This window comes from Litchfieldia sinesaloumensis (assembly GCF_900156865.1).
Lineage (GTDB): Bacteria > Bacillota > Bacilli > Bacillales > Bacillaceae_L > Ferdinandcohnia > Ferdinandcohnia sinesaloumensis.
In genome coordinates, this window is sequence record NZ_LT732529.1 from 474,269 (window position 1) to 495,514 (window position 21,246).

The 21,246-nt window shown below is 37.6% G+C and carries 17 protein-coding genes and 1 riboswitch; of the genes, 10 read left to right on the plus strand and 7 right to left on the minus strand.

Translation table 11 applies throughout. The features are described 5' to 3' along the window. Positions 1-230: 230 nt before the first annotated feature. The 4 genes from proV to CZ490_RS02330 all read left to right on the plus strand — a co-directional run bounded on the left by proV (position 231) and on the right by CZ490_RS02330 (position 6,465). A complete protein-coding gene (proV, locus tag CZ490_RS02315; protein ID WP_077617368.1) occupies positions 231-1,481 on the plus strand; it encodes a glycine betaine/L-proline ABC transporter ATP-binding protein ProV in 1,251 nt (416 codons plus the stop codon). Next, positions 1,481-2,329: an ABC transporter permease gene (locus CZ490_RS02320; protein ID WP_077617369.1), complete on the plus strand. Its 849-nt coding sequence runs from the start codon at positions 1,481-1,483 to the stop codon at positions 2,327-2,329. Before proV ends, CZ490_RS02320 begins: the two co-directional genes overlap by 1 nt. Beyond that, complete coding sequence (locus tag CZ490_RS02325) at positions 2,329-3,231, plus strand: glycine betaine ABC transporter substrate-binding protein (protein WP_077617370.1); 903 nt, start codon at positions 2,329-2,331, stop codon at positions 3,229-3,231. Before CZ490_RS02320 ends, CZ490_RS02325 begins: the two co-directional genes overlap by 1 nt. Positions 3,232-3,396: 165 nt before the next feature. Continuing rightward, entirely contained in the window at positions 3,397-6,465 is a 3,069-nt protein-coding gene (locus CZ490_RS02330) for an efflux RND transporter permease subunit (protein ID WP_077617371.1), read from the plus strand. 13 nt (positions 6,466-6,478) lie between these two features. Here CZ490_RS02330 and CZ490_RS02335 read toward each other — a convergent pair whose 3' ends face one another. Further along, complete coding sequence (locus CZ490_RS02335) at positions 6,479-8,311, minus strand: DNA ligase D (RefSeq protein ID WP_077617372.1); 1,833 nt, start codon at positions 8,309-8,311, stop codon at positions 6,479-6,481. Between the two features lie 74 nt (positions 8,312-8,385). After that, on the minus strand, positions 8,386-9,294 hold the full coding sequence (gene ku / locus CZ490_RS02340; RefSeq protein WP_077617373.1) for a non-homologous end joining protein Ku: 909 nt from the start codon (positions 9,292-9,294) through the stop codon (positions 8,386-8,388). A gap of 427 nt (positions 9,295-9,721) precedes the next feature. Here ku and sigI point away from each other — a divergent pair, with 427 nt between their 5' ends. Further along, positions 9,722-10,474, plus strand: a complete 753-nt coding sequence (gene sigI / locus CZ490_RS02345; protein ID WP_077617374.1) for an RNA polymerase sigma factor SigI — start codon at positions 9,722-9,724, stop codon at positions 10,472-10,474. Continuing rightward, on the plus strand, positions 10,471-11,523 hold the full coding sequence (locus CZ490_RS02350; RefSeq protein WP_077617375.1) for an anti-sigma factor domain-containing protein: 1,053 nt from the start codon (positions 10,471-10,473) through the stop codon (positions 11,521-11,523). Before sigI ends, CZ490_RS02350 begins: the two co-directional genes overlap by 4 nt. Positions 11,524-11,568: 45 nt before the next feature. On the opposite strand, the gene CZ490_RS02355 is transcribed toward CZ490_RS02350, so the two are convergent. Beyond that, positions 11,569-11,763: an alpha/beta-type small acid-soluble spore protein gene (locus CZ490_RS02355; protein WP_077617376.1), complete on the minus strand. Its 195-nt coding sequence runs from the start codon at positions 11,761-11,763 to the stop codon at positions 11,569-11,571. A 211-nt stretch (positions 11,764-11,974) separates the two neighbouring features. On the opposite strand from CZ490_RS02355, the gene CZ490_RS02360 reads away from it, so the two are divergent. Then, positions 11,975-13,324: a TrkH family potassium uptake protein gene (locus CZ490_RS02360; protein WP_077617377.1), complete on the plus strand. Its 1,350-nt coding sequence runs from the start codon at positions 11,975-11,977 to the stop codon at positions 13,322-13,324. A gap of 33 nt (positions 13,325-13,357) precedes the next feature. On the opposite strand, the gene CZ490_RS02365 is transcribed toward CZ490_RS02360, so the two are convergent. Further along, positions 13,358-13,708 carry a DUF3905 domain-containing protein gene (locus CZ490_RS02365; protein WP_407639773.1) on the minus strand — a complete coding sequence of 117 codons (351 nt, stop codon included), beginning with the start codon at positions 13,706-13,708 and terminating at the stop codon, positions 13,358-13,360. Between the two features lie 147 nt (positions 13,709-13,855). On the opposite strand from CZ490_RS02365, the gene CZ490_RS22455 reads away from it, so the two are divergent. Beyond that, complete coding sequence (locus CZ490_RS22455) at positions 13,856-14,011, plus strand: hypothetical protein (RefSeq protein WP_200801539.1); 156 nt, start codon at positions 13,856-13,858, stop codon at positions 14,009-14,011. A 224-nt stretch (positions 14,012-14,235) separates the two neighbouring features. On the opposite strand, the gene CZ490_RS02370 is transcribed toward CZ490_RS22455, so the two are convergent. Continuing rightward, positions 14,236-15,978, minus strand: coding sequence for a B12-binding domain-containing radical SAM protein (locus tag CZ490_RS02370; RefSeq protein ID WP_077617379.1), 1,743 nt, complete (start codon positions 15,976-15,978; stop codon positions 14,236-14,238). Between the two features lie 278 nt (positions 15,979-16,256). On the opposite strand from CZ490_RS02370, the gene CZ490_RS23145 reads away from it, so the two are divergent. Together CZ490_RS23145 and CZ490_RS02380 are read left to right on the plus strand one after the other, a co-directional pair. Further along, the gene (locus tag CZ490_RS23145) at positions 16,257-18,020 is read left to right on the plus strand and encodes a methyl-accepting chemotaxis protein (RefSeq protein WP_077617380.1); all 1,764 of its coding nucleotides are present in this window, start codon (positions 16,257-16,259) and stop codon (positions 18,018-18,020) included. Positions 18,021-18,148: 128 nt separating this feature from the next. Then, positions 18,149-18,619: a methylated-DNA--[protein]-cysteine S-methyltransferase gene (locus CZ490_RS02380; protein ID WP_234987156.1), complete on the plus strand. Its 471-nt coding sequence runs from the start codon at positions 18,149-18,151 to the stop codon at positions 18,617-18,619. Between the two features lie 114 nt (positions 18,620-18,733). Here CZ490_RS02380 and mtnA read toward each other — a convergent pair whose 3' ends face one another. Beyond that, positions 18,734-19,786, minus strand: a complete 1,053-nt coding sequence (gene mtnA / locus CZ490_RS02385; protein WP_077617382.1) for an S-methyl-5-thioribose-1-phosphate isomerase — start codon at positions 19,784-19,786, stop codon at positions 18,734-18,736. Positions 19,787-19,790: 4 nt separating this feature from the next. Next, a complete protein-coding gene (gene mtnK / locus CZ490_RS02390; protein WP_077617383.1) occupies positions 19,791-20,984 on the minus strand; it encodes an S-methyl-5-thioribose kinase in 1,194 nt (397 codons plus the stop codon). Between the two features lie 103 nt (positions 20,985-21,087). Continuing rightward, a riboswitch (SAM riboswitch) is annotated at positions 21,088-21,246 on the minus strand.

Consider the following 21,246-nt stretch of genomic DNA (forward strand, 5'->3'; position numbering starts at 1 on the left):
ATATTGGAGGAATTCTAAGTATCAAGTATGTATAGTACGTACAGTTTTTACTTTACAAACTTTACGGAGGTATTTACGGTTTTCTCCGCTTTGAGTATTTTGGAAATCATTACTACAATTAAATGGTCAATGTTACTAAATGCTTATTTCAAGCTATTTGGTATTGTGAAGAATAAAAAAAGTGGATTGTTTAAATGTATAGTTTTAGCAATACATATTGAGGTGAAAGAATGGATAGTGAAAAACAAGTAAAAATTAAGGTGTCCAATGTAACGAAAATATTTGGACGCCAGTATAAGAAAGCAATTCAATTATTAAAGGAAGGGAAAACGAAACAAGATATTCTAAAAAAGACCGGAGCAACAGTTGGTGTCAACCAAGCAAGCTTTGAAGTATATCCAGGTGAGATTTTTGTCATTATGGGCCTATCTGGGAGTGGTAAATCTACATTGGTACGTCTTCTTAATAGATTAATAGAGCCAACAGCTGGTCAAATTATGATTGACGGTAAAGAGGTTGTATCTATGAGTAAGGAAGAAATCCGTGAGGTACGTAGAAAAAAGATGAGCATGGTCTTTCAACGATTTGCTTTATTCCCGCATAAGACGGTTCTTCAAAATGCAGAGTACGGTTTGGAGATTCAAGGTGTAGCAAAGGAAGACCGTTCTAAGAAAGCACTTGAATCGCTAAAGCTAGTTGGATTAGAAGGGTATGAACATCAGTATCCAGACCAACTAAGTGGTGGAATGCAGCAACGTGTCGGTCTTGCAAGAGCACTCGCTAATGACCCTGATATTTTATTAATGGACGAAGCGTTCAGTGCTCTGGACCCATTAATACGTAAGGATATGCAGGATGAATTGATTGAACTACAAGGAACAATGGAAAAAACGATAATCTTCATAACACATGACCTTGACGAAGCGTTACGAATAGGTGATCGTATCGCGCTGATGAAGGATGGTAACATCGTACAAATCGGAACACCTGAAGAAATTCTTATGAATCCTTCAAATGAGTATGTAGAACGATTTGTGGAAGATGTTGATTTGTCCAAGGTATTAACAGCTGGTCATATTGTTAAACGAGCGGAAACTGTACAGGTAGATAAGGGTGCTAGACTTGCACTTAAGATTATGAAAGATAGCGGTCTATCGACTGTTTATGTGGTAGATAAGCAGAAAAAGCTCGTTGGCGCAGTTAGTGCAGTAGATGCTTCGAGAGCAGTCGAGCAAAATCTAGCTTTAATGGAAGTTATGGAAACGGATCTTAAGACGGTTGAAACTAGCACACTACTTGTAGATTTATTCGATGATGTATCACAAGCAACAATACCTGTTGCTGTAGTTGATGAACAAAATCGCCTTAAGGGAATTGTCATACGAGGTGCTGTTATAGGTGCATTAGCAGGTAATGACACATATATCAATGACTTTGGGACTGAACAACTCCCTCCAAGTGTTGAAAAGGAGGCGTTATAATGGAAGGATTATTGCCAAAGCTGCCATTGGCTGACTGGATTGACAGTTTTATCGATTGGTTAGTATCAAACTTTGAATTTTTATTTGAAGGTGTTGCAGCAGGACTTGAAGGTTTTGTAGAGGGAATAGTTGGTGGATTAGGATTTATTCCTTCTATTCTATTAACGATTATTATTGGTGCAGTAGCTTGGAAGATTTGTAATTGGAAAATTGCCCTCTTTACATTAATTGGTTTGCTTTTAATCGATAATCTGGGTTACTGGGCCAATATGCTCGAAACAATCGCGCTCGTATTAACTTCTGTAGGGATATCCATCATTCTTGGTATACCTCTAGCGATATGGGCATCACAAAATAAAACAGTGGGTAATATTGTGATCCCGATACTGGATTTCATGCAAACAATGCCGGCATTCGTTTACTTATTACCGGCAATCTTCTTCTTCAACATTGGTGTTGTACCTGGTGTTGTAGCGTCTGTTATTTTCGCGATGCCACCAACAATTCGTTTAACGATTCTAGGGATTACTCAAGTACCAAGTGATTTAATTGAGGCAACTGAGGCATTTGGGTCAACGACAAAACAACGATTAATAAAAGTTCAGATACCGCTGGCTATGCCAACGATTATGGCTGGTATTAACCAGAGTATTATGCTGGCCTTATCAATGGTTGTTATTGCCTCAATGGTTGGTGCACCAGGGTTAGGTGCAGATGTTTACCGTGCAGTTACACAGCTGCAAACAGGAACTGGTTTTGAAGCTGGTCTGGCGATAGTTATAGTTGCTATTATCTTAGACCGGATTACTCAAAATATAGGAAAAAATAAACAAGGGGGAACTGCTTAATGTTTAAAAAAGTAGTAAAAGCATCATTAGCAATTGGAATAACGTTAGGACTTGCTGCATGTGGTAGCGATTCTGAGGAGGCAGGTAATACACCTAGTTCTTCAACTGCTTCTGTAGGAGAAAGTGTAGAATATGAGATTATTGGAATTGACCCAGGTGCGGGCATCATGAAGGCAACGGCTTCGGCTATTGATGAGTATGGTCTTGAGGAATGGACATTAGTTGAGGGTTCTGGTGCGGCAATGACAGCAGCACTTAAGAAGGCTTATGACAAAGAAGAACCAATCATCATTACAGGCTGGACTCCACATTGGAAATTCTCTGCTTTTGATCTTAAATATCTTGAAGATCCAAAAGGTGTATATGGTGGAGAAGAATTTATTCACAGTATTGGTAGACTGGGATTAAACGAAGACTTGCCAGGAGTGCACAAGCTTTTAAGTCAATTTAAATGGGAAGCTGCAGATATGGAAGAAATTATGGTTGATATCCAAGACGGAGAAGACCCAAAAGAAGCTGCTGCTAAATGGATTGAATCGAATTCAGATAAAGTCGCTCAGTGGACTGAAGGAGTTCAAGAAGGAAATGGAGAAGAGGTAACAATAGCTTTAGTTGCTTGGGATAGTACAATTGCAAGTACAAGTGTAATTACTAATGTTCTTGAAGACCTTGGCTATAAAGTAACACAAAGACAGGTAGAAGCAGGTCCAATGTGGACAGGTGTTGCAGACGGAAGTGTTGATGCCTTCCTAGCTGGTTGGCTTCCGGTAACACATGCAGACTACGCTGAAAAATTTGATGGACAATTCGAGAAGATTGGTACAAGTATGGAAGGTGTAAAAATCGGTTTAGTCGTACCTGAGTACATGGATATCGATTCAATCGAAGATTTAAAAGAATAACTTTTCAATATTTTGTCATATTTAACCAATGAAATGCTTACTGGAAACTGTACACTCTAAGGAGAGTGTGCAGTTTTTTTTTACTAAAAGAGAAACCGTTAATGCGGGGTAAAATGGGTATAATGTCAATTGTGTCCTATTTTTTCTGAAATGAGGTACTGTTTTATGAACATTAGTAGATTTTCAATAAAAAGACCTATATTTACATTGGTTACCATGTTATTAGTGATTATATTAGGTTTTGTTTCTTTAATGAATATCCCCATAAAATTAATTCCTGATATCAATCCGCCTGTTGGTGTAGTTGTAGCTAATTATTTCGGAGCAAGTCCGAATGAAGTTTCAGAAAAAGTGACAAGGCCACTTGAACAAAGTTTGTCAACATTGCCAGGCTTAAAAACTATGTCTTCAACTTCACAGGAGGGCGCCGCCTTAGTATTATTACAGTTCTCGTGGACAACCTCAATTGATGATATTGAAAATGAAATTCTAAGCAGGATAAATCAAACCCAAATCACAGAAGATGCAGAAGCACCGCGCTTCTTAAAATTTGATCCATCGCAATTTCCGATTATTCAACTGTCACTAAGCATGGAAGGTAATGAAAAGGGACTACAGGATCTCGCAGAAAGCTTAACAACGGAACTTAATAAAGTAGAAGGTGTGGCAAATGTAAGTCTGTCTGGTGTTGTTACGGAAGAGATAAAAGTTGAATTAGACCAAGAACAATTGGAAGAGTACGCTTTGACACAGGCTGATATTGTAAATATATTGCGAGCAAACTCAATTTCTCTTCCTGGCAATACGATTGAATCACAGGGATTGAATCTTACCACGAGAGTCATTAGCACATTGGATTCTGTCGAAGACTTAGAAGAACTCTCAATAACGATTGACCCACTATTAGGTGAAAGAGTGGTACTGGGTGATCTAGCAGAAGTTAAACTTGTACCTGAATCACAAAGTACAATAACGCGCGCCAATATGGAACCAGCGATGTTAGTTAGTATCCTTCAAGAATCAGACGCAAATACAGCACAGGTATCGACAGCATTTCATAAAGAATTAGAAGAAAAACTTTCTCAAGAGAAATATAAAAATGTCCAAGCAGATGTTTTATTTGATCAAGGGGACTATGTCAAACTAGCGATTGGAAACATAACGAATACACTAATACTTGGTGGTCTATTTGCAATGATTGTACTTTTTTTCTTCCTTCGAAGTGTAAAGAGTCCGCTCATCATTGGAATAGCAATACCTTATTCCGTTATAGTTACATTTGTGCTCATGTATTTTTCGGATTTCTCGTTAAACATACTTACGCTAGGTGGGCTAGCCCTTGGTATAGGAATGCTGGTAGATAATTCAATCGTCGTTATCGAAAATATTTACAGACATTTATCCATGGGGAAAGACCCTAAGCAAGCTGCAGCGGATGGTACAAAGGAAATTGGAACAGCGATTATTGCATCGACCTTGACTACGGTTGCAGTTTTCTTACCTGTTGTTTTTATTACCGGATTAATTGGTGAACTTTTTACAGAATTTGCTGTAACCATTGCCTTTAGTTTGTTTGCATCCTTAGTTGTAGCATTGACAGTTGTACCTATGCTAGCCAGTCGATTCTTAAAAAGTCCGAATGAGGATGTTGAAGGAATAAGACAGGCATCAAAAGGGATGCGCACTTTAGAAAAAATGACAAGATGGTCTTTAGGTCATCGGTTCATTGTTCTCTTGCTTACCATAGTGGTGTTCGGAGCAAGTATGTTCGGTTTATATTCAGTCGGTACAGAATTTATCCCTAAGAGTGATGAAGGTTTTTTTACAATAAATCTGAAGCTTGAAAATGGTACCTCACTAGAGGAAACACAAAAGACAATTGCAGAAATTGAAAAGCGACTAGAAGATGAGACAGATGTTGATGTATATGTTAGCTTGATCGGCACTACCCAGGAGAAAAGTTTTAGAGGGGGAGGAAGTTCCAACGAAGCAGAGATATACGTCAAGATGATTGATTTCGAGGACAGAGAGCGCACAACATTTGAATTTGTAGATGATATGAAAAGCAAAATAGAGGCTTCAGTTACTAAGCATCATCCGGATGCTACCGTTAGATTTAGTCTTCAGTCTTCATCAGGTGCAACGCCAAATACCTTGCAGTTCCATGTGAAGGATACTGAAAAGAGTCGTCTCGAGGACTCAGTGGCAAAGATTTCGGATGCACTTTCTGATCTGAAGGATGTAACAGAAGTTTCAACTGATGTATCTAATACAGTAGAGGAACTTCAGATTAAGGTAGATAAAGAAAAAGCATTTGAGGAAGGTCTTGCACCTGTTCAAATTGCGACAACAGTCAATGAGGTAACAAGGGGAACGCGATCCCTACAGTTAACAGACGGGAAAAATCAAATATACGCTGTAAATGTTAGCTATGATCGAGATTTCACTAATAATATTGAGGGGTTGAGAGCCCTCCTTTTAAAAACACAAACAAATAACTTTGTTACTTTAGATGAAGTAGCAGAAATTGAAATTGGTGAAGGTCCTTTAACGATCCGTAGAATAGATCAGCAGCACGCGGTACAATTCACAGTAAAATACGTATCGTCTACTAACCTCGGTTCAATTTCCAAACAGGTAGATGATACGGTGGCGGGACTAGGGCTATCTGACGAAACAGACCTAGTGTATAGCGGTGATAAGGAACTGTTAGACTCTTCTATGGACCAGATGATACTAGCGTTTGTACTCGCACTCACGTTAATTTATTTCGTGATGGCAGCACAATTCGAATCATTAAAATATCCATTTGTGATTATGTTCACGGTGCCGTTAATGGTAATTGGTGTTGCGATTGGCCTTTATGTAACTAATACTCCAATTGGCATTACGGCTATTATTGGAATCATCGTATTGGCCGGTATCGTGGTCAACAATGCAATTGTGATTGTGGATTATATTAATAAGAAAAAAGAAGAAGGAATGCCATCACAAGAGGCGATCGTAATAGCAGTCAAAGATAGGACTCGACCGGTTATGATGACAGCCTCTACGACGATCTTAGGGCTCTTGCCACTGGCCTTTGGGCTCGGTGAAGGCTCCGAAATCAATCAACCGATGGGAATTACCGTTATCGGAGGATTGGTTAGTAGTACACTTTTGACGCTATTCATTATTCCGATTGTATATAGCATATTTGATAAAGAGATAAAGAGAAGAGTTAGGGGGAAGTAGTTGAAATAAAACCCTAACTCTGTCTCAAAAATTCTAATACTGGTTCAAATGGCTGCTGTTCTTTCGCATTAAAGTAATTCGCGAAAGGGCAGCCTTTTTCCTTAATTCTGTCAACAATTGTTTCCAAAGGGAAATCCTCGATTGATAAATCATCCGTTATCTCATCCCAATAAAGCGGAGTAGCTACATAGGCGCCATCGTTTCCCCTGACAGAATAAGGAGCTACAATTGTTTTTCCTTCTGCGTGCTGGACATAATCCACATACAAGCGATTTCCGCGATTCTTCTTGAGCCTTTCAGTTGTAAATAGGTCTGGCTCCATGGTTGTTAAATAGTTAGCGATAAACTCCGTGAATTGTCGTGTGTCTTCATACGTAAAACGATTTTCTGGAAGTGGGATATAAATCTGTAACCCCTTGTTTCCAGATGTCTTAACAAATGAAGTTAATTTAAGTCCATCAAAAACATCCTTTAATAGAGTCGCTGCCTTTTTCGCCAATGGAAAGGCATCGCGGGAAGGTGGGTCCAAATCAAAAACAATCTCAGAAGGTCCTTTTGAATAAATTGTTTGGAAGGGAATATGGAACTCAAAACTCAATTGATTTCCTAACCATGTTAATGTTTTTAAGTCATTACATAGAATATAGTCAATGCCCTCAGATACCGAAGTTTGGATAAAATCTGGAGCATAATCTGGGCAATTCTTTTGATAAAAGGATTCCCCATACATTCCATGTGGATAACGAATGACAGTCAACAACCGGTCCTTTAGAAAGGGAAGCATATAGAGAGAAATATCCACCAAATAATGAATATAATCGAGTTTTGTAATGCTTTTATCCTTCCAAAGTGGTTTGTCCGGATGAGTAATCTCGATATCTTCTGGTAGTAACGGAACATTATTGACAAGCTTGTCCCACGTGCAATCCTTCCATTCAAGATCAAAGCGAAATTGTGAAAAGCTAGGCTGTCGTAATTGTTCTTTATATAATTCTAAGTAATGAAGCTCTACACAAATACCAGGGTCAACCTTAATAAATTGTCCTGTCTCCTCAACTGAATTACTTTTTATGACCCTGAGAAGGGCTTGCCTTTCATCAGGAGAGAGCCCGTGCGAAAATAGCCCAATTTCGTAAACCGAGTTATTTTTTAACACACCGACATGGAAAAATGAATTCTTTTTATCATATCCAAGAATAAAAAACGCACCTACCTGCCAATTTTTAATTTTGTACCAGTTCGTTGTACGTTTTCCTTCATCCCATGTGCTGTCTATTTTCTTTGCAATAATACCTTCTGCGCTAGATTCAGTCACTTTCTTCCAGATTGAATGAAAATCAAGTTCATAATTAACTAGCTGTATGAGTTGCCGACTAGTAGGATTAATTTGAACAGATAAATTAGCGTGATTAAATAGCTTCACTAATTCATTTTTGCGAACCTGAAATTTTTCCATCATTAGACTTTTATTATTTAACTTTAATAAATCAAAAACTAAATAATGAGCGGGATTATCTGAAGAAATTTGAGCTATTTTATCAGCGCTCCTTAAACGACCTCGTTTTTGAATTTGCTCAAAGCTTGCCTTATACGGAGATTCAAGTATGCAAAGTTCGCCATCAAAAATGAGGGGGAGCTGTGGTGCCATCAAATCTGAAAACTCTTCACATTGCGTAATAACTTCAGGAAACTGCTCATTTAGTAAATTTCCGTTTCTGCTAATGAGCTGAATACGATCTTTTTCCCAATGCAGCATAGCTCGGAATCCATCATATTTAATCTCATATACCCAATTAGAGCCCGAAGGTGCCTCGAAAATAAGGGTAGGAAGCATTGGTTTTAGCATCGTATCACTCCTTTAAACATAAACAATTGAAAAAACGTTTTAACGAAGAGCTCCCTATTTAAAAGAGCTTTAGCTTACGATCCAACCTTTTTACGGGTTGTTCTAGATTTAGGTTTTCCAGTTGCTGTTTGCTCAGTACCTGTTGGTGCATCTGATTTCGATTTCGTAGTCCCTTTAGGCGAAGCAGATTTCTTTGATGTTGCTGTTTCTTTCGATTTCGTCCGCTCAATACTTGCCTGCAGGGCACTCATTAAGTCAACAACATTTGTGCGAGGTGCTTCTTTCGATGTTGTTCCTTCATTATTATTTACTTTGGATTCAATTAACTCCATTAAAGCAGTTCGATATTCATCTTTATATTTCTCTGGATTAAATTCCGTTGTTAATTGATCAATTAACATAATTGCCGTATCGAGTTCTTTGTCATTTAAATCAATTTCTTCAGGGACTCCTGGTACCTCAGCCACATTTCGGACTTCATCTGGGTAATGGATAGTCTCCATAACAAGGCTATTCTTATAAACACGAATAATAGCCATTTGTTGTTTGGATCGTATTGTAATTTCTGCGATTCCTATTTTTCCGGATTTTACAAGTGCTTCACGAAGTAGGGCATACGCCTTGCTTCCGTTTTCACCAGGTCCCATGAAATAAGAACGACTAAAATAGATTGGGTCAATTTCTTCAAGCTTAACAAAATCGATAATCTCAACGCTCTTATCCTCATGCTCATCTTTTAATTCCTTTAGCTCCTCATCACTCAAAATGACGAATTTTCCTTTTACATATTCATACCCTTTTACAATGTCTTCATTTCCAATATCTTTTTCACAATTTGGGCATGTTTTTTCATATTGGATCGGTGTATTACATTCCTTGTGAAGATTTCGGAGTTTAACGTCTTTATCCTCAGTTGCAGAGAATAGCTTAATTGGGATATTAACAAGACCAAAGCTGATGGAGCCTTTCCACATTGTATGCATTTGAATTCCCACTTTCCTTTTTATATTCACTGTCCAAATTCATGAGTTTTAGTGTTCACGACATGTATGGCATATTAGTAGGCGATCAAGTTTAAGGTGTTACACTTTTTTATATTCTTTCCTAATTCAGACTTAGGGAATGATGGTAATATAAACCTAAGAAATTTTATGATAAATATTTAAACAACCCCCTCAAAAAGAAACGAGATGTCGTAATCTGTAAATGAGTCAAACATTACAAAGTTAATGAGTGTTGTAACGCAAAAGAAATATATGTTACAACGCCTGTCACCTTTTCATTAAAGGTATAGTCTTAGGTATTAGTTCTTTTGTAATAAATTTTAGAAAAGCTATCCATTGTGAAATTTTGCTATTGAATCTCACTCTATACTCTTGCTACTATTAACAAATAGTAAAGAGAATAGAGGTGAAACCAGTGCTTAGCCTATTGTTTAAAATTGGAAAACGAAAAAGCACTCTGGAAGAAACCGTTATCGAGATTCAAAATGGAAATCAGCAACTACAAAATCAGCTAATTGAAGACTATAAACCCTTTATTGCGAAAAATGTTTCCGCAGTTTGTAAACGATATATAAATGAATCAGACGATGAATTTAGTATCGGACTTATTGCGTTTAATGAAGCCTTAGAAAAGTATTCGAAGGAAAAGGGAAGCTCGTTTTTATCCTTCGGTGAGCTGCTCATTAAACGCCGTGTAATAGACTACATTCGAAAAGAAGCGCGTGTCCGCAATATTAACTTCATTTCGAACGGTGAATCGGATGAGGAAGGTGCACAATCAAAGATAGAAGCACACCTTTCTGTAGATGATTACCAAAGGAAAGTGGAACAAGAACAGAGAAAAGAAGAAATTCTCCATTTTCACAAGGTATTACAGGAATTTGGTTTGTCATTTCATGAATTACTTGAGATTTCTCCGAAGCATACAGATGCCAGACAAAATGCAATATTGGTGTCAAAAGTTGTAGTGGAAAATGGGGAGCTTTTGGCAACGTTGTTTGAAAAGAAGCAACTTCCCATTAAGCAGCTGGAATCAAAAGTAGCGGTGAGTCGTAAAACGATAGAGAGAAACAGGAAATATATCATCGCAATGGCAATCATATTATCTGGTGATTATGTCTATTTAAAAGATTATCTAAAAGGGGTGCCAGAGAATTGAAAAAGGGGATCGTTTTGGATGTGAACGATGAATATGTTACGATGCTAACCCCTGAAGGTGAGTTCGTAAGAGCCAAGCATACAAAAAAGAGCTATGAAATTGGCGAAGAAACAACCTTTTTTCCAATCAATGACCGTGTAAGCAGAACTTCTAAGCAACGTTTCTTTCAAGTGAAGAAATGGCGTTACGCATTTGCAAGCTCATTAGTTGCAATTTTATTATTATCTATCTTTATTCCTTTTTCACCGCGTAACGAAGTGTATGCATATATGTCTATTGATATCAATCCAAGCTTTGAAGTCGGCTTAGATGATGAACTTCGTGTTGTCAGTTTAGAGGCATTAAATGATGAGGCGAAAAAACTAGTGGAGTCAATTCCAGATTGGAAAAATAGCAATTTAGATTCGATCACTGAAAGAATCATACAATTTAGTAAAGAGAACGGCTATCTTAATGATGGGAAAGAAGTCCTGATAACAACAGTTGTGGCAGATACACATAATACAGATGTAGACCGTGAGCTTCAACAAGGCATTCAAGAGATAAAAGAAGAATATGAAAAAGAAGAAATCTCGGTAACTTCGGTAAAAAGCACAGTCGAAACAAGAAAAAGTGCCAAAGAAAAGGGAATTTCAACTGGGAAGCTATTAATTAGAGAAAATAAGGTTCCAAAACCTGTACAAAAAGAGAAAGCCCAACCTGTTGAACAAAAGAAACAAATAACTAATCAACAGGATAATGCCATTGATCAAAATAAAATAGAGGAATTTAAAAATCAAGGCAAGCAGAGGGCAGAGGAAGTTCGTGAAGAGCTTGAAGAGAAAAAAGAACAGATAAAAGAAAAAGTCAAAAATAATGTAGAAAACTCTAATATGCCAACCCACGTAAAAGAGAAACTCGAAGAAAAGTGGGAAAATAACCAAAAGAAACACGAAGAGAAATGGGAAAAGAAACAACGCAAGCAAGAAGAAAAGGAACGGGAAAAACAAGAGAAAAGGCAAAATAAAGAAAACAACCGTGGTAAGGGTAAGGAAAATGACGATGATTAAAAGCCGAGGCATGTACCTCGGCTTTTTTCCACTTTATGAAGTTTTTTACTCGCCGCCTCTTAATTGGTGTTGTGCTTGTGAAACTAGGCGCTTTGTAATTTCCCCACCTACAGAACCATTCGATCTTGATGCTGTATCAGAACCAAGATTAACTCCAAATTCTTGAGCAATTTCAAATTTTATTTGATCTAGGGCCTGTTCAATACCAGGTACAAGTAATTTATTACTACTTCTAGCCATTTTAATCACTCCTTATCAATATAGAACAACGTATATTCGTTGTATCTATAGTATAAGAAGAATATTAATTTCAATACTGGAAATGCATACTAATCGAAGTGTTATCATTTTGGAAATGGACTAAGATCTATTAAAAAAATCCTTTTAATACGACTATGATTTCTATATGATATAGAGATAAGATTTTACTTTAGGTTAGGAATGAATTTCAATGATGAAAAAAATAAATCGATACATCAATAACCTTACACCTGCTCAATTAATTTTTGCGTTTTATCTTTTAGCAGTATCAATTTCAGTTGTTTTACTTAGTCTTCCCATTGCCATCAAGGAAGGGGTACAGGTATCCTTTATCGATACACTGTTTACTGCTGCAAGTGCAGTAAGTGTAACTGGATTAACTGTTATCTCAATAAGGGATACATACACTGAAGTAGGTATCTTTATTTTAATCTTTGTACTTCAGGTTGGCGGTATCGGAATAATGACAATGGGCACCTTTATCTGGTTAATCTTTCGGAGGAAAATTGGCCTTAGGGAAAGACGCTTAATCATGGTCGATCAAAATCAATCACAATTATCTGGGTTGGTAAACTTACTTAAACAAATCATCATTATAATTGTTGGAATTGAGTTCTTTGGAAGTTTAGTACTAGGCCTTTATTTTATGCAGTTTTTTGATACCTGGCAGGAAGCGTTTCTCCAAGGGATTTTTGCTGCTGTTAGTGCGACCACAAATGCAGGATTTGATATAACAGGAAATTCTCTAGTTCCATACGCAAATGATTATTTCGTCCAATTTATTACGATTATTTTAATAGTTTTAGGTGCGATTGGGTTCCCGGTATTAGTTGAATTAAAGGATTTCCTTTTTGAGAAAAAAGGAAGATATCGATTTTCACTATTTACGAAGCTTACGACTGTTACCTTTTTATCGTTAGTTATTTTTGGTACATTAATAATTTTCCTCTTGGAATCTAACCACTTTTTTAAAGATTTGGCGTGGCATGAAACGTTTTTCTATTCATTATTCCAATCGGTTACTACAAGAAGTGCAGGTCTTGCTACGATGGATGTGAATCACTTTTCAGAGCCTACCTTATTATTCTTGGGGGCTATGATGTTTATAGGTGCTTCTCCTAGCTCTGTGGGTGGAGGAATAAGAACTACTACATTTGCCATCAATATATTGTTTTTATACAACTATGCAAGAGGAAATAAAAACATTAAAATCTTCAAACGCGAGATTCATGAAGAGGATATAAAAAAATCACTCATTGTTACGATATTTGCCTTCTTTACATGCTTTCTTTCGATATTTTTGTTAACAATTACTGAGAACTTTACGTTTACCGAAATTTTCTTTGAAGTAGCTTCTGCTTTTGGTACTTGTGGGTTGTCCATGGGGATTACTCCTGAACTAAGTAATTTCGGAAAGATCCTTCTAATCTTGTTGATGTTTATCGGAAGGGTAGGTATCCTTAACTTTATTTTCATTATTGGTAAGAAGGGAAAAGATGTCAAATACCATTACCCAAAAGAAAGACTGATTATTGGATAACAAATAGAGCACCGTTTGTGGTGCTCTATTGCTTTAATCATTACCGTAGCTGGTGTCTTTAGAGGGGTGCATGAAAGGAACACCTTTCGGTTGTTTTTTCTGTTCTAGCAGTTCTCGGTTTTCTGTTGTATTCCAGCCGATATCATTGGTTGGATGAACCCACTGGTCACCGGCCATAATCTCTGGATTGACCTCATCGCTCCAATTATTAAGTGGTGAATTTGGTGAATCGTAAAAACTATCTCCAATCACTACTCCATGTTCATTAACAAACGGTTCCTGCATTTTAATACCTGTTCCTTTAAAGGATGGTGCTGATATTTGATGGGGCATCGTTTCATCTAAAATTGGTGATTCTATTTCGGTTCGTTGTTTCTTTTTCATCATTCTACACACCTCGCACAACAATTTTCTCATAGTTTTTACAACTAAAAGCCAAATTATAAATATGTAAACAGGTAGCAGGTAGACTTTACCATTTATGCGCTTGCCACTCATGGAGAAAACTACAGATGAAAAGGGGGGAACAACATGAAACGTAAAGTTAAATTCGATGCTGCAGGAAAGAGCAATATGACTCCAAAGGAAAGTATGCCTGATACGGAATTTTCAGCAGAAGCGGATTACGAAAACCCGATGAAGGGTGCTAACCGCAATTCAAAAAAAGGTAATAGTACGGGTGAATAGTCTTAAAAGGAAGCGACTTGAAAGAGGAACATCGACTAACTACTGCCACATCCTGTAGAAAAGGTCGATGTCAGCACCAACCTGTGCTAGTCTGACAAGCACAAGAAGAGCTGGCTAGAAGGTTCTTCTTCTGCCTTCTGGGCAGATTGGCTCGTGACCTATAGGGGCAAGTTCACTGTAACTTAATTTAAAAAAGAGTCAGCTAGGGCTGACTCTTTACATTATCAAGCTTTTCGAGAAAATACCCTTGCTTGTCTCTCGATTGGATCAAAATATACAAGCAAATACGTTTCCTGCAGATTAATGTCCCCTGTTTGTAGATAAGTTTCTAGATCAAATGGAATTTTTTCAACTACCGTATGCTTATATAGATCTTTCTCCTGAAGCTGTAACGTTGTAAATTCCTCTCCTAGCGCCTCTGGTTTTTCTACAATCTCCTGATAGAAGGATGCACGTTCTTGTTTACTAACAAAGTCCTCCCACCATGGCTTACGCGGCTTGTATTTCTGATTTCGTAAATAATCATACTTCATAATTGCTTCAATGATTGGAAGCTGAGCTTTATTCGTTGCATCTAGAAATTCATACAGACGTTTAAATAAATCCTCAAGTTGGTGACCAATTCTTGACCAACCACGTTCGTCCCAGAAAGTACCGAAATCCTGGAAGAAGTCGAATGGTGTTTCGAAGCTATGGGTCACTAAAAACTCTACTGTTTCATTCATCCGATGGTCATTCCAGTATTTTTCGAGCACATCCTCAACTTGTTTAATTCTTGTTATATCGTCAAAGCTCAAAACATTATTTCCTAAAATTTCATACGGTGAATGATCCATATAGATATAATCATGTTCTGAAGCGCGAATTCGTACTCCTGTTCCGCGAAGCATTTTTAAAAAGCCTAGCTGAAGTTCTTCAGGGCGCATCTCGAAAACATCATTAAACGTTTGTCGGAAAGAATGATAGTCTTCTTCAGGTAACCCCGCAATCAAGTCTAAATGTTGATCGATTTTTCCGCCTTCTTTTACCATTGTTACGGTTCGTTGAAGCTTGGAGAAGTTTTGTTTGCGTTGCACTAATTCGTTTGTTAAATCATTTGTTGATTGCACTCCAATTTCGAAACGGAATAACCCTGCAGGTGCATTTTTATTTAAAAAGTCAATGACTTCTGGTCGCATGATGTCTGCTGTAATTTCAAATTGAAATACAGTCCCTGGTCGGTGCTCATCAATTAAAAATTGGAACATCTCCATTGCGTAGCTTCTACTTATATTAAACGTGCGGTCAACGAACTTAATGGTTTTAGCACCATGGTCCATTAAGAAACGAATATCAGATTTAATCTTTTCACGATCAAAATAACGAACTCCTACCTCAATGGAGGAAAGACAAAACTGACAATTAAAAGGACAACCACGACTTGTTTCAATATAGGTTACACGCTTTGAAAGATGTGAAAGGTCTTCTTCAAATCGGAATGGAGAAGGAAGGTCCTTCAAATTAAGTTTGTTTCGTTGTGGGTTGATTTTTAATTGTTCCTTTTTACGGAAACAAACTCCACTAATTTCTTCTGTACTTTCCCCATCACGTATAGCCGTTAAAAGGTCCTTAAAGGTTTCTTCACCCTCACCAATGACAATATAGTCAACCTCAGGTATACGTTCTAGCCATTCGTGAACATCATAGGTTACTTCAGGGCCGCCAAGGATGATAATGAGTCCCGGGTTTATTTTTTTCAGCATCTTAATAACTTTAATTGTTTCTTCAATGTTCCAAATGTAACAGCTAAAGCCTATTACATCAGGTTTTTTACGAAACAAATCCGTAACGATATTCATAGCTGGATCTTTAATTGTGTACTCAGCGAGTGTTACATCAAATTCAGGCTCAGCAAAAGCCTTTAAATATCGTATTGATAGACTTGTGTGGATATACTTTGCATTCAGTGTACTTACAACAATGTTCATTCTCTTGCTCCTTAATCATTAATCCAATACGCCTTGGCGTATTTGCGCCCAGATTTTCTTCGAGCCTGCTCGAAAAAATACCTTTGAAAATCTGAGGCATCCGCCGGAGGCTGTGACTTAATTCACAACTAATATATTTTACCACAGTAGAATAGTAGCACCAAATCTACATCAAAAATAACAGAATATATTTCAAAATCCGACAATTTCCACTATAATAATAAATAGTGTAAACGGTTTATGAAAGAAGAGAGATAGACAGCAAAGGGGGAAGACAATTGAAGGGGTCAAAAAGAAAGAAAAGGGAGAAAAATGTTCAAAAGAAATCATCATTGAAACTATCAAGTTGGTGGCATAATTTGAAAATTGGCCATAAATATGGAGTGGCATTTACCCTCACAATACTTTTATTTTGTATTTCAGCATTCATTATTTTTATTCAGCTCAATAATGTTAATAATGCAATGAAGAATATGAAAAGTAACGGTGAGTCCTCCATTTTAATTACAGAAATGGCAAGTGTGTTTAATCAATTAGGTAATGAAATTAGCATCTACATACAAACCAGTAACGGTAAGCATGTGACAGCTTTTCAAGATTTAAGTAAGCAATATGATGAGTTATCAACTAGTATTAAACCTGCCATTACGACATTTGAAAGTGAACAACTCTATACTAAAGTAGGAGAAAATAAACAACAGTTGACCGTTTTATTTGATGAAAAAGTTTTCCCAGCTGTCATTGCAACAGATAAACTCAAGTCAATTGAAGCGAGTCAGGAAGCAGATAAGTTAATTAAGGATACTGTAAGGCAATTGGAGCAGCTAAAAACAATCATGAATGTTAATACTGATCGTGCGTCCTCTGCAGCAAGTTCAAATGTATCCGGAACATTAGTCGTTTTACTTGTTTCAATTGCTGCATCTACTGTTATCGCCATTTTGAGTCTTGTTATTATTGGTCGCAATATAGGTAGTCAGCTTGCAAATTTGGTTAGGGTATCGAATCGAATTGCTGATGGAAATTTAACAATCGATACCATTCAAGTTAAAGGTAAAGATGAAATTGGTTTATTAAGTAAATCATTAAACAGCATGAGTGATAATCTTCGTTCGATGATACATGAAATATCAACTGTTTCAAAGCAGGTGTCATCGAAGAGCTCTGAACTTATGAGCTCATCAAGTGAAGTGAAAGCTGCCAGTCAGCAAATCGCTTCAACTGTGCAGGAGTTGTCGACAGGTGCTGAGGAGCAAGCACACTCGTCTACACAATTAGCTAAAATGATGGAAGAATATACTGAAAAAATTCAAACGGCCAATCAGAATGGAACCGAAATTAGTAAGTCATCACAAAATGTTCTAGAAATGACGAAAAAAGGTCATGAGTTTATGAACACATCAACTGAACAGATGAATAAAATTAACAGTATCATGGAATATTCAGTTGAAAAGGTTAAAGGACTCGATGAACAAACAAAGCAAATTTCAACTCTTGTAAAAGTTATTCGTGAGATTGCGGATCAGACCAATTTACTAGCACTCAATGCTGCTATTGAGGCTGCTCGTGCTGGAGAGCATGGCAGGGGGTTTGCAGTTGTTGCTGATGAGGTTCGTAAACTAGCCGAGCAAGTTTCTCATTCTGTTAAAGATATAACAGAAATTGTAAATAGTATCCAAACGGAATCAAACTCAGTTGCGGATAGTTTATTAAACGGATACAATCAGGTGGAAGAAGGAGCAAAGCAAATTCAAGTGACAGGTCAAACATTTGAGGATATCTATGATGCCGTAACAGTTATGGTTAAACGAATCCAAATGATTTCAGAAAATCTAGATACAATCGCTAGCAGTACTGTAGAGATGAATTTATCCATAGATACTATTGCAGCTGTATCCGAACAATCTGCAGCTGGTATCGAGCAAACATCTGCATCTGTTCAACAAACAAACAGCTCAATGGAATCAATCTCTGACCACTCAGAACTCCTATCAGACCTAGCAGAAAGACTAAACACGATGATCACTAGATTTAAACTCTAAATCGTACAAAACCAGTGCTACCTATGGGCACTGTTTTTTTATAAAATAAAAATTTACCCAATTCGATTTGGTCATTGTAAAATAAATGATAGAGAAGGGAGTACGAACGAATGTATAAATACAGTGAAATGCAAACTGACATTTTTGGCACTATTTATATCCTCACACATGAACAAACATTAATCGATATATCGTTAACAAAAGAAGACTGGGAAACAGTATGTAACAAATACGATGTCACCTTTGCTCCAGATGATGCTACCCTTGTAGAAATTAAGAATCAGCTCGAGGACTATTTTAAAGGCAAACGCAAAACTTTTAGTTTTTCAATAGCATGTAAAGGTACGGCATTTCAGGAACAAGTGTGGAATGAATTATTAAACATTCCCTATGGTGAAACGCGCTGCTATGCAGATATTGCAAATGCCATAAATAATCCTAAGGCAGTACGCGCTGTCGGACAAGCAAACCGAAAGAACCCGATACCTATCGTTGTCCCATGTCATCGTGTAATTGGAAAGGACAAATCACTAACAGGCTACACCGGGACAAGAACGGACTTAAAGGAAAAACTATTAGAATTAGAGGGTGTGCTTTAAAAGGGGTTTTATACTTAGCTAATTTTTTGATTAAAATCGATAGAATGGATAAAAATCATAACCATCAGCAGAAAAAAATCCAGTGTGCAGACACTGGATTTTTTCTACTACCCCTTAAGTTTCAAACAAATGTCGAATTTCTACTTCAAGCTCACCCTGCAAAATACCTTTTTCGGTAATAATGGCAGTAATTAACTCATTAGGTGTGACATCAAAGGCTGGATTATACACTTGAACACCTTCAGGAGCGATGCGTGATCCATTTAAATGAGTCACTTCTTCAGGATTGCGCTCCTCAATAGGGATATCTTTACCGCTTTCTAAAGACACGTCAAAAGTCGAAAGCGGTGCAGCAACATAAAAGGGAATGTTGAATGTTTTTGCTAAGATAGCCAAATTAAAGGTGCCGATTTTATTTGCAGTATCACCATTAGCCGTAATTCTATCTGCTCCTACGATAATAGCATCAATACCTTTTTCAGCAATAGTGTGAGCTGCCATATTATCGGTAATAAGCGTTACATCGACTCCTGACTGGAGTAGTTCCCATGTTGTAAGCCTGGCTCCTTGTAAAACCGGTCTTGTTTCTGAAGCATACACTTTCAGATTTTTACCTTGTTGTGCTGCAAGGTGGAAAGGAGCTAGTGCTGTTCCATAACGGGCCGTTGCAATTGAGCCGGCATTGCAAATGGTTAACACCTTAAACCCATCCTTAAAGAGGTCGAGAGCATTTTCACCGATCTCACGACAGATCTCTTCATCTTCAGCTTGAATGCGGATTGCCTCATGAACAAGTGTAGTTTTTGCTTCATTAACAGACTTTGCTTCTTCAATACTAGCAACTATGCGGTTTAATGCCCAAACCAAGTTGACAGCAGTCGGTCTGGAACTTGCCAAGTATGCTTTATCCTTTAAGAGTCTTTCTTTAAACTCGTGCAATGTAAACTCTTCTTCGTAACTTTGAGCAGCAAGGGCTAATCCAAATGCTGCGGTAATCCCAATTGCCGGTGCGCCACGGACTTTTAGTGAGACGATACTATCCCAGACGTCTTCAATAGTAAGAAGCTCGACAAACACAGTCTCTAAGGGAAGCTTAGTTTGATCTAATAGTTTAATTGATGTTTCATTCCACTGAACGGATTGTGGCACTGTTTTGATTATTGTCATGTTGTCACTCCTTAGCTGTTTTTTCGACGTAGTTTCGTAGAGTTCCTAATTCTTTAATCACCTTTCGGTTAAGAATTAACTCTCGACCTAGACGCAGTGCTTGTTGTTTCGTTGCAATTCTGACTGCGAAATCCTTAATACCATCTAAATCTGCAACGTGGGCAAGCCCAATTGTTCTACGAATTAGTTCACAGCCTGCAAATCCAATTGCGTCTTCAAATGCTTGCTCAAGGATAAATTCTAAAAAGCCTTCCGTATCGCGGTAAGAATCGACAGCTTCATTTTTCCAAAGAGCGGAGAAGGTTGTAGAGAATACATCCCAGGTCTTTTCGATATGTTGATACAACGGTTCACGGTTCTCTGTGTCTCTTGAAATTGCATTAAGTAATAAATTTGCAATAAATTGGCCGAGGTCAAAACCAAGTGGACCAAAGTAGGCGAATTCGGGATCAATGACTTTCGTTTCAGTATTGCTTGCGAAAATACTGCCAGTATGTAAATCGCCATGTACTAGTGCATCTGCTTGAGTTAAGAATTTTTGCTTAAGCTTTGCAACCTCTAGCTTTAAAGTGGTGTCTTTCCAGATTTCTTCGACATTCGTTCTCAGTTGCTCTTCGAAACTATTTGTGTCGATATCGAAAAATGGATCTGTAAAAACTAAATCCTCCGTAATTTTACAAAGATCAGGATTAATAAATCGTTGAACAAGCAACTTTTTCTTCGTTGGCTCAAGTCCATAGTCCGATGTGTAAAACAATGTTTTAGCTAAAAATGTTCCAATGTGCTCTGATAAAAGCGGAAAGTTGTGACCCTCAATTAGTCCAGCCCTTGAAATTTGTAAGTGTGAGAGGTCTTCCATGACAGTTATCGCGAGTGCTTCATCGGTATAATAAACTTTTGGTACAAGTGATGGTACATAGTCAGCTGTAGATAATAAGGCATTAGCTTCGATTGTTGCCCTCTTAAGAGATAGCGGCCAGCTTTCTCCAACTACTTTTGCATATGGTAATGCTTGTTTGATGATGATGCCATGTTCATTTTTTACATCTGTAATGTGGAATACGAGGTTTAGATTACCGTCACCGATTTCCTCGCACTTAAGTACTTTACCTTCTTCAAATAAACGTAGACGATTAGCTAATGCCACCGCCGTACTTTCAGTTAATGGTTCATAAATCGCTTGTTGTGAGATTGCCATTTTATATACCTCCAATCAGTGTCATTTTTCTCGTTGGAGGCTTTTCTAAAAACAGAAAAGCCTCTTTCTCATTAGAAAGAGGCTTGAAGACAGGGCTTCGCACCTCTTATCTGCCAGAAAGTTATATACTTCCTGCTGGAATTAGCACCGTGCCTTATGGGGGTATCCCCAGCGCTAAAATTAGCGCCCCACCTTACGATGGAATTACGGTCGGTTGCTGGGCTTCATCGGGCCAAGTCCCTCTGCCTGCTCTTGATAAGAG

What these genes read in the sequence shown, in the direction of transcription:
- proV (WP_077617368.1), top strand. Translation starts at nt 231, where the DNA reads ATGGATAGTGAAAAACAAGTAAAAATTAAGGTGTCCAATGTAACGAAA.
- ku (WP_077617373.1), bottom strand. Translation starts at nt 9,294, where the DNA reads ATGCATACAATGTGGAAAGGCTCCATCAGCTTTGGTCTTGTTAATATC.
- CZ490_RS02360 (WP_077617377.1), top strand. Translation starts at nt 11,975, where the DNA reads ATGATGAAAAAAATAAATCGATACATCAATAACCTTACACCTGCTCAA.
- CZ490_RS02365 (WP_407639773.1), bottom strand. Translation starts at nt 13,708, where the DNA reads ATGAAAAAGAAACAACGAACCGAAATAGAATCACCAATTTTAGATGAA.
- CZ490_RS02355 (WP_077617376.1), bottom strand. Translation starts at nt 11,763, where the DNA reads ATGGCTAGAAGTAGTAATAAATTACTTGTACCTGGTATTGAACAGGCC.
- CZ490_RS02335 (WP_077617372.1), bottom strand. Translation starts at nt 8,311, where the DNA reads ATGCTAAAACCAATGCTTCCTACCCTTATTTTCGAGGCACCTTCGGGC.
- CZ490_RS02380 (WP_234987156.1), top strand. Translation starts at nt 18,149, where the DNA reads ATGCAAACTGACATTTTTGGCACTATTTATATCCTCACACATGAACAA.
- CZ490_RS02330 (WP_077617371.1), top strand. Translation starts at nt 3,397, where the DNA reads ATGAACATTAGTAGATTTTCAATAAAAAGACCTATATTTACATTGGTT.
- CZ490_RS02320 (WP_077617369.1), top strand. Translation starts at nt 1,481, where the DNA reads ATGGAAGGATTATTGCCAAAGCTGCCATTGGCTGACTGGATTGACAGT.
- CZ490_RS02325 (WP_077617370.1), top strand. Translation starts at nt 2,329, where the DNA reads ATGTTTAAAAAAGTAGTAAAAGCATCATTAGCAATTGGAATAACGTTA.
- CZ490_RS02370 (WP_077617379.1), bottom strand. Translation starts at nt 15,978, where the DNA reads ATGAACATTGTTGTAAGTACACTGAATGCAAAGTATATCCACACAAGT.
- CZ490_RS22455 (WP_200801539.1), top strand. Translation starts at nt 13,856, where the DNA reads ATGAAACGTAAAGTTAAATTCGATGCTGCAGGAAAGAGCAATATGACT.
- mtnA (WP_077617382.1), bottom strand. Translation starts at nt 19,786, where the DNA reads ATGACAATAATCAAAACAGTGCCACAATCCGTTCAGTGGAATGAAACA.
- mtnK (WP_077617383.1), bottom strand. Translation starts at nt 20,984, where the DNA reads ATGGCAATCTCACAACAAGCGATTTATGAACCATTAACTGAAAGTACG.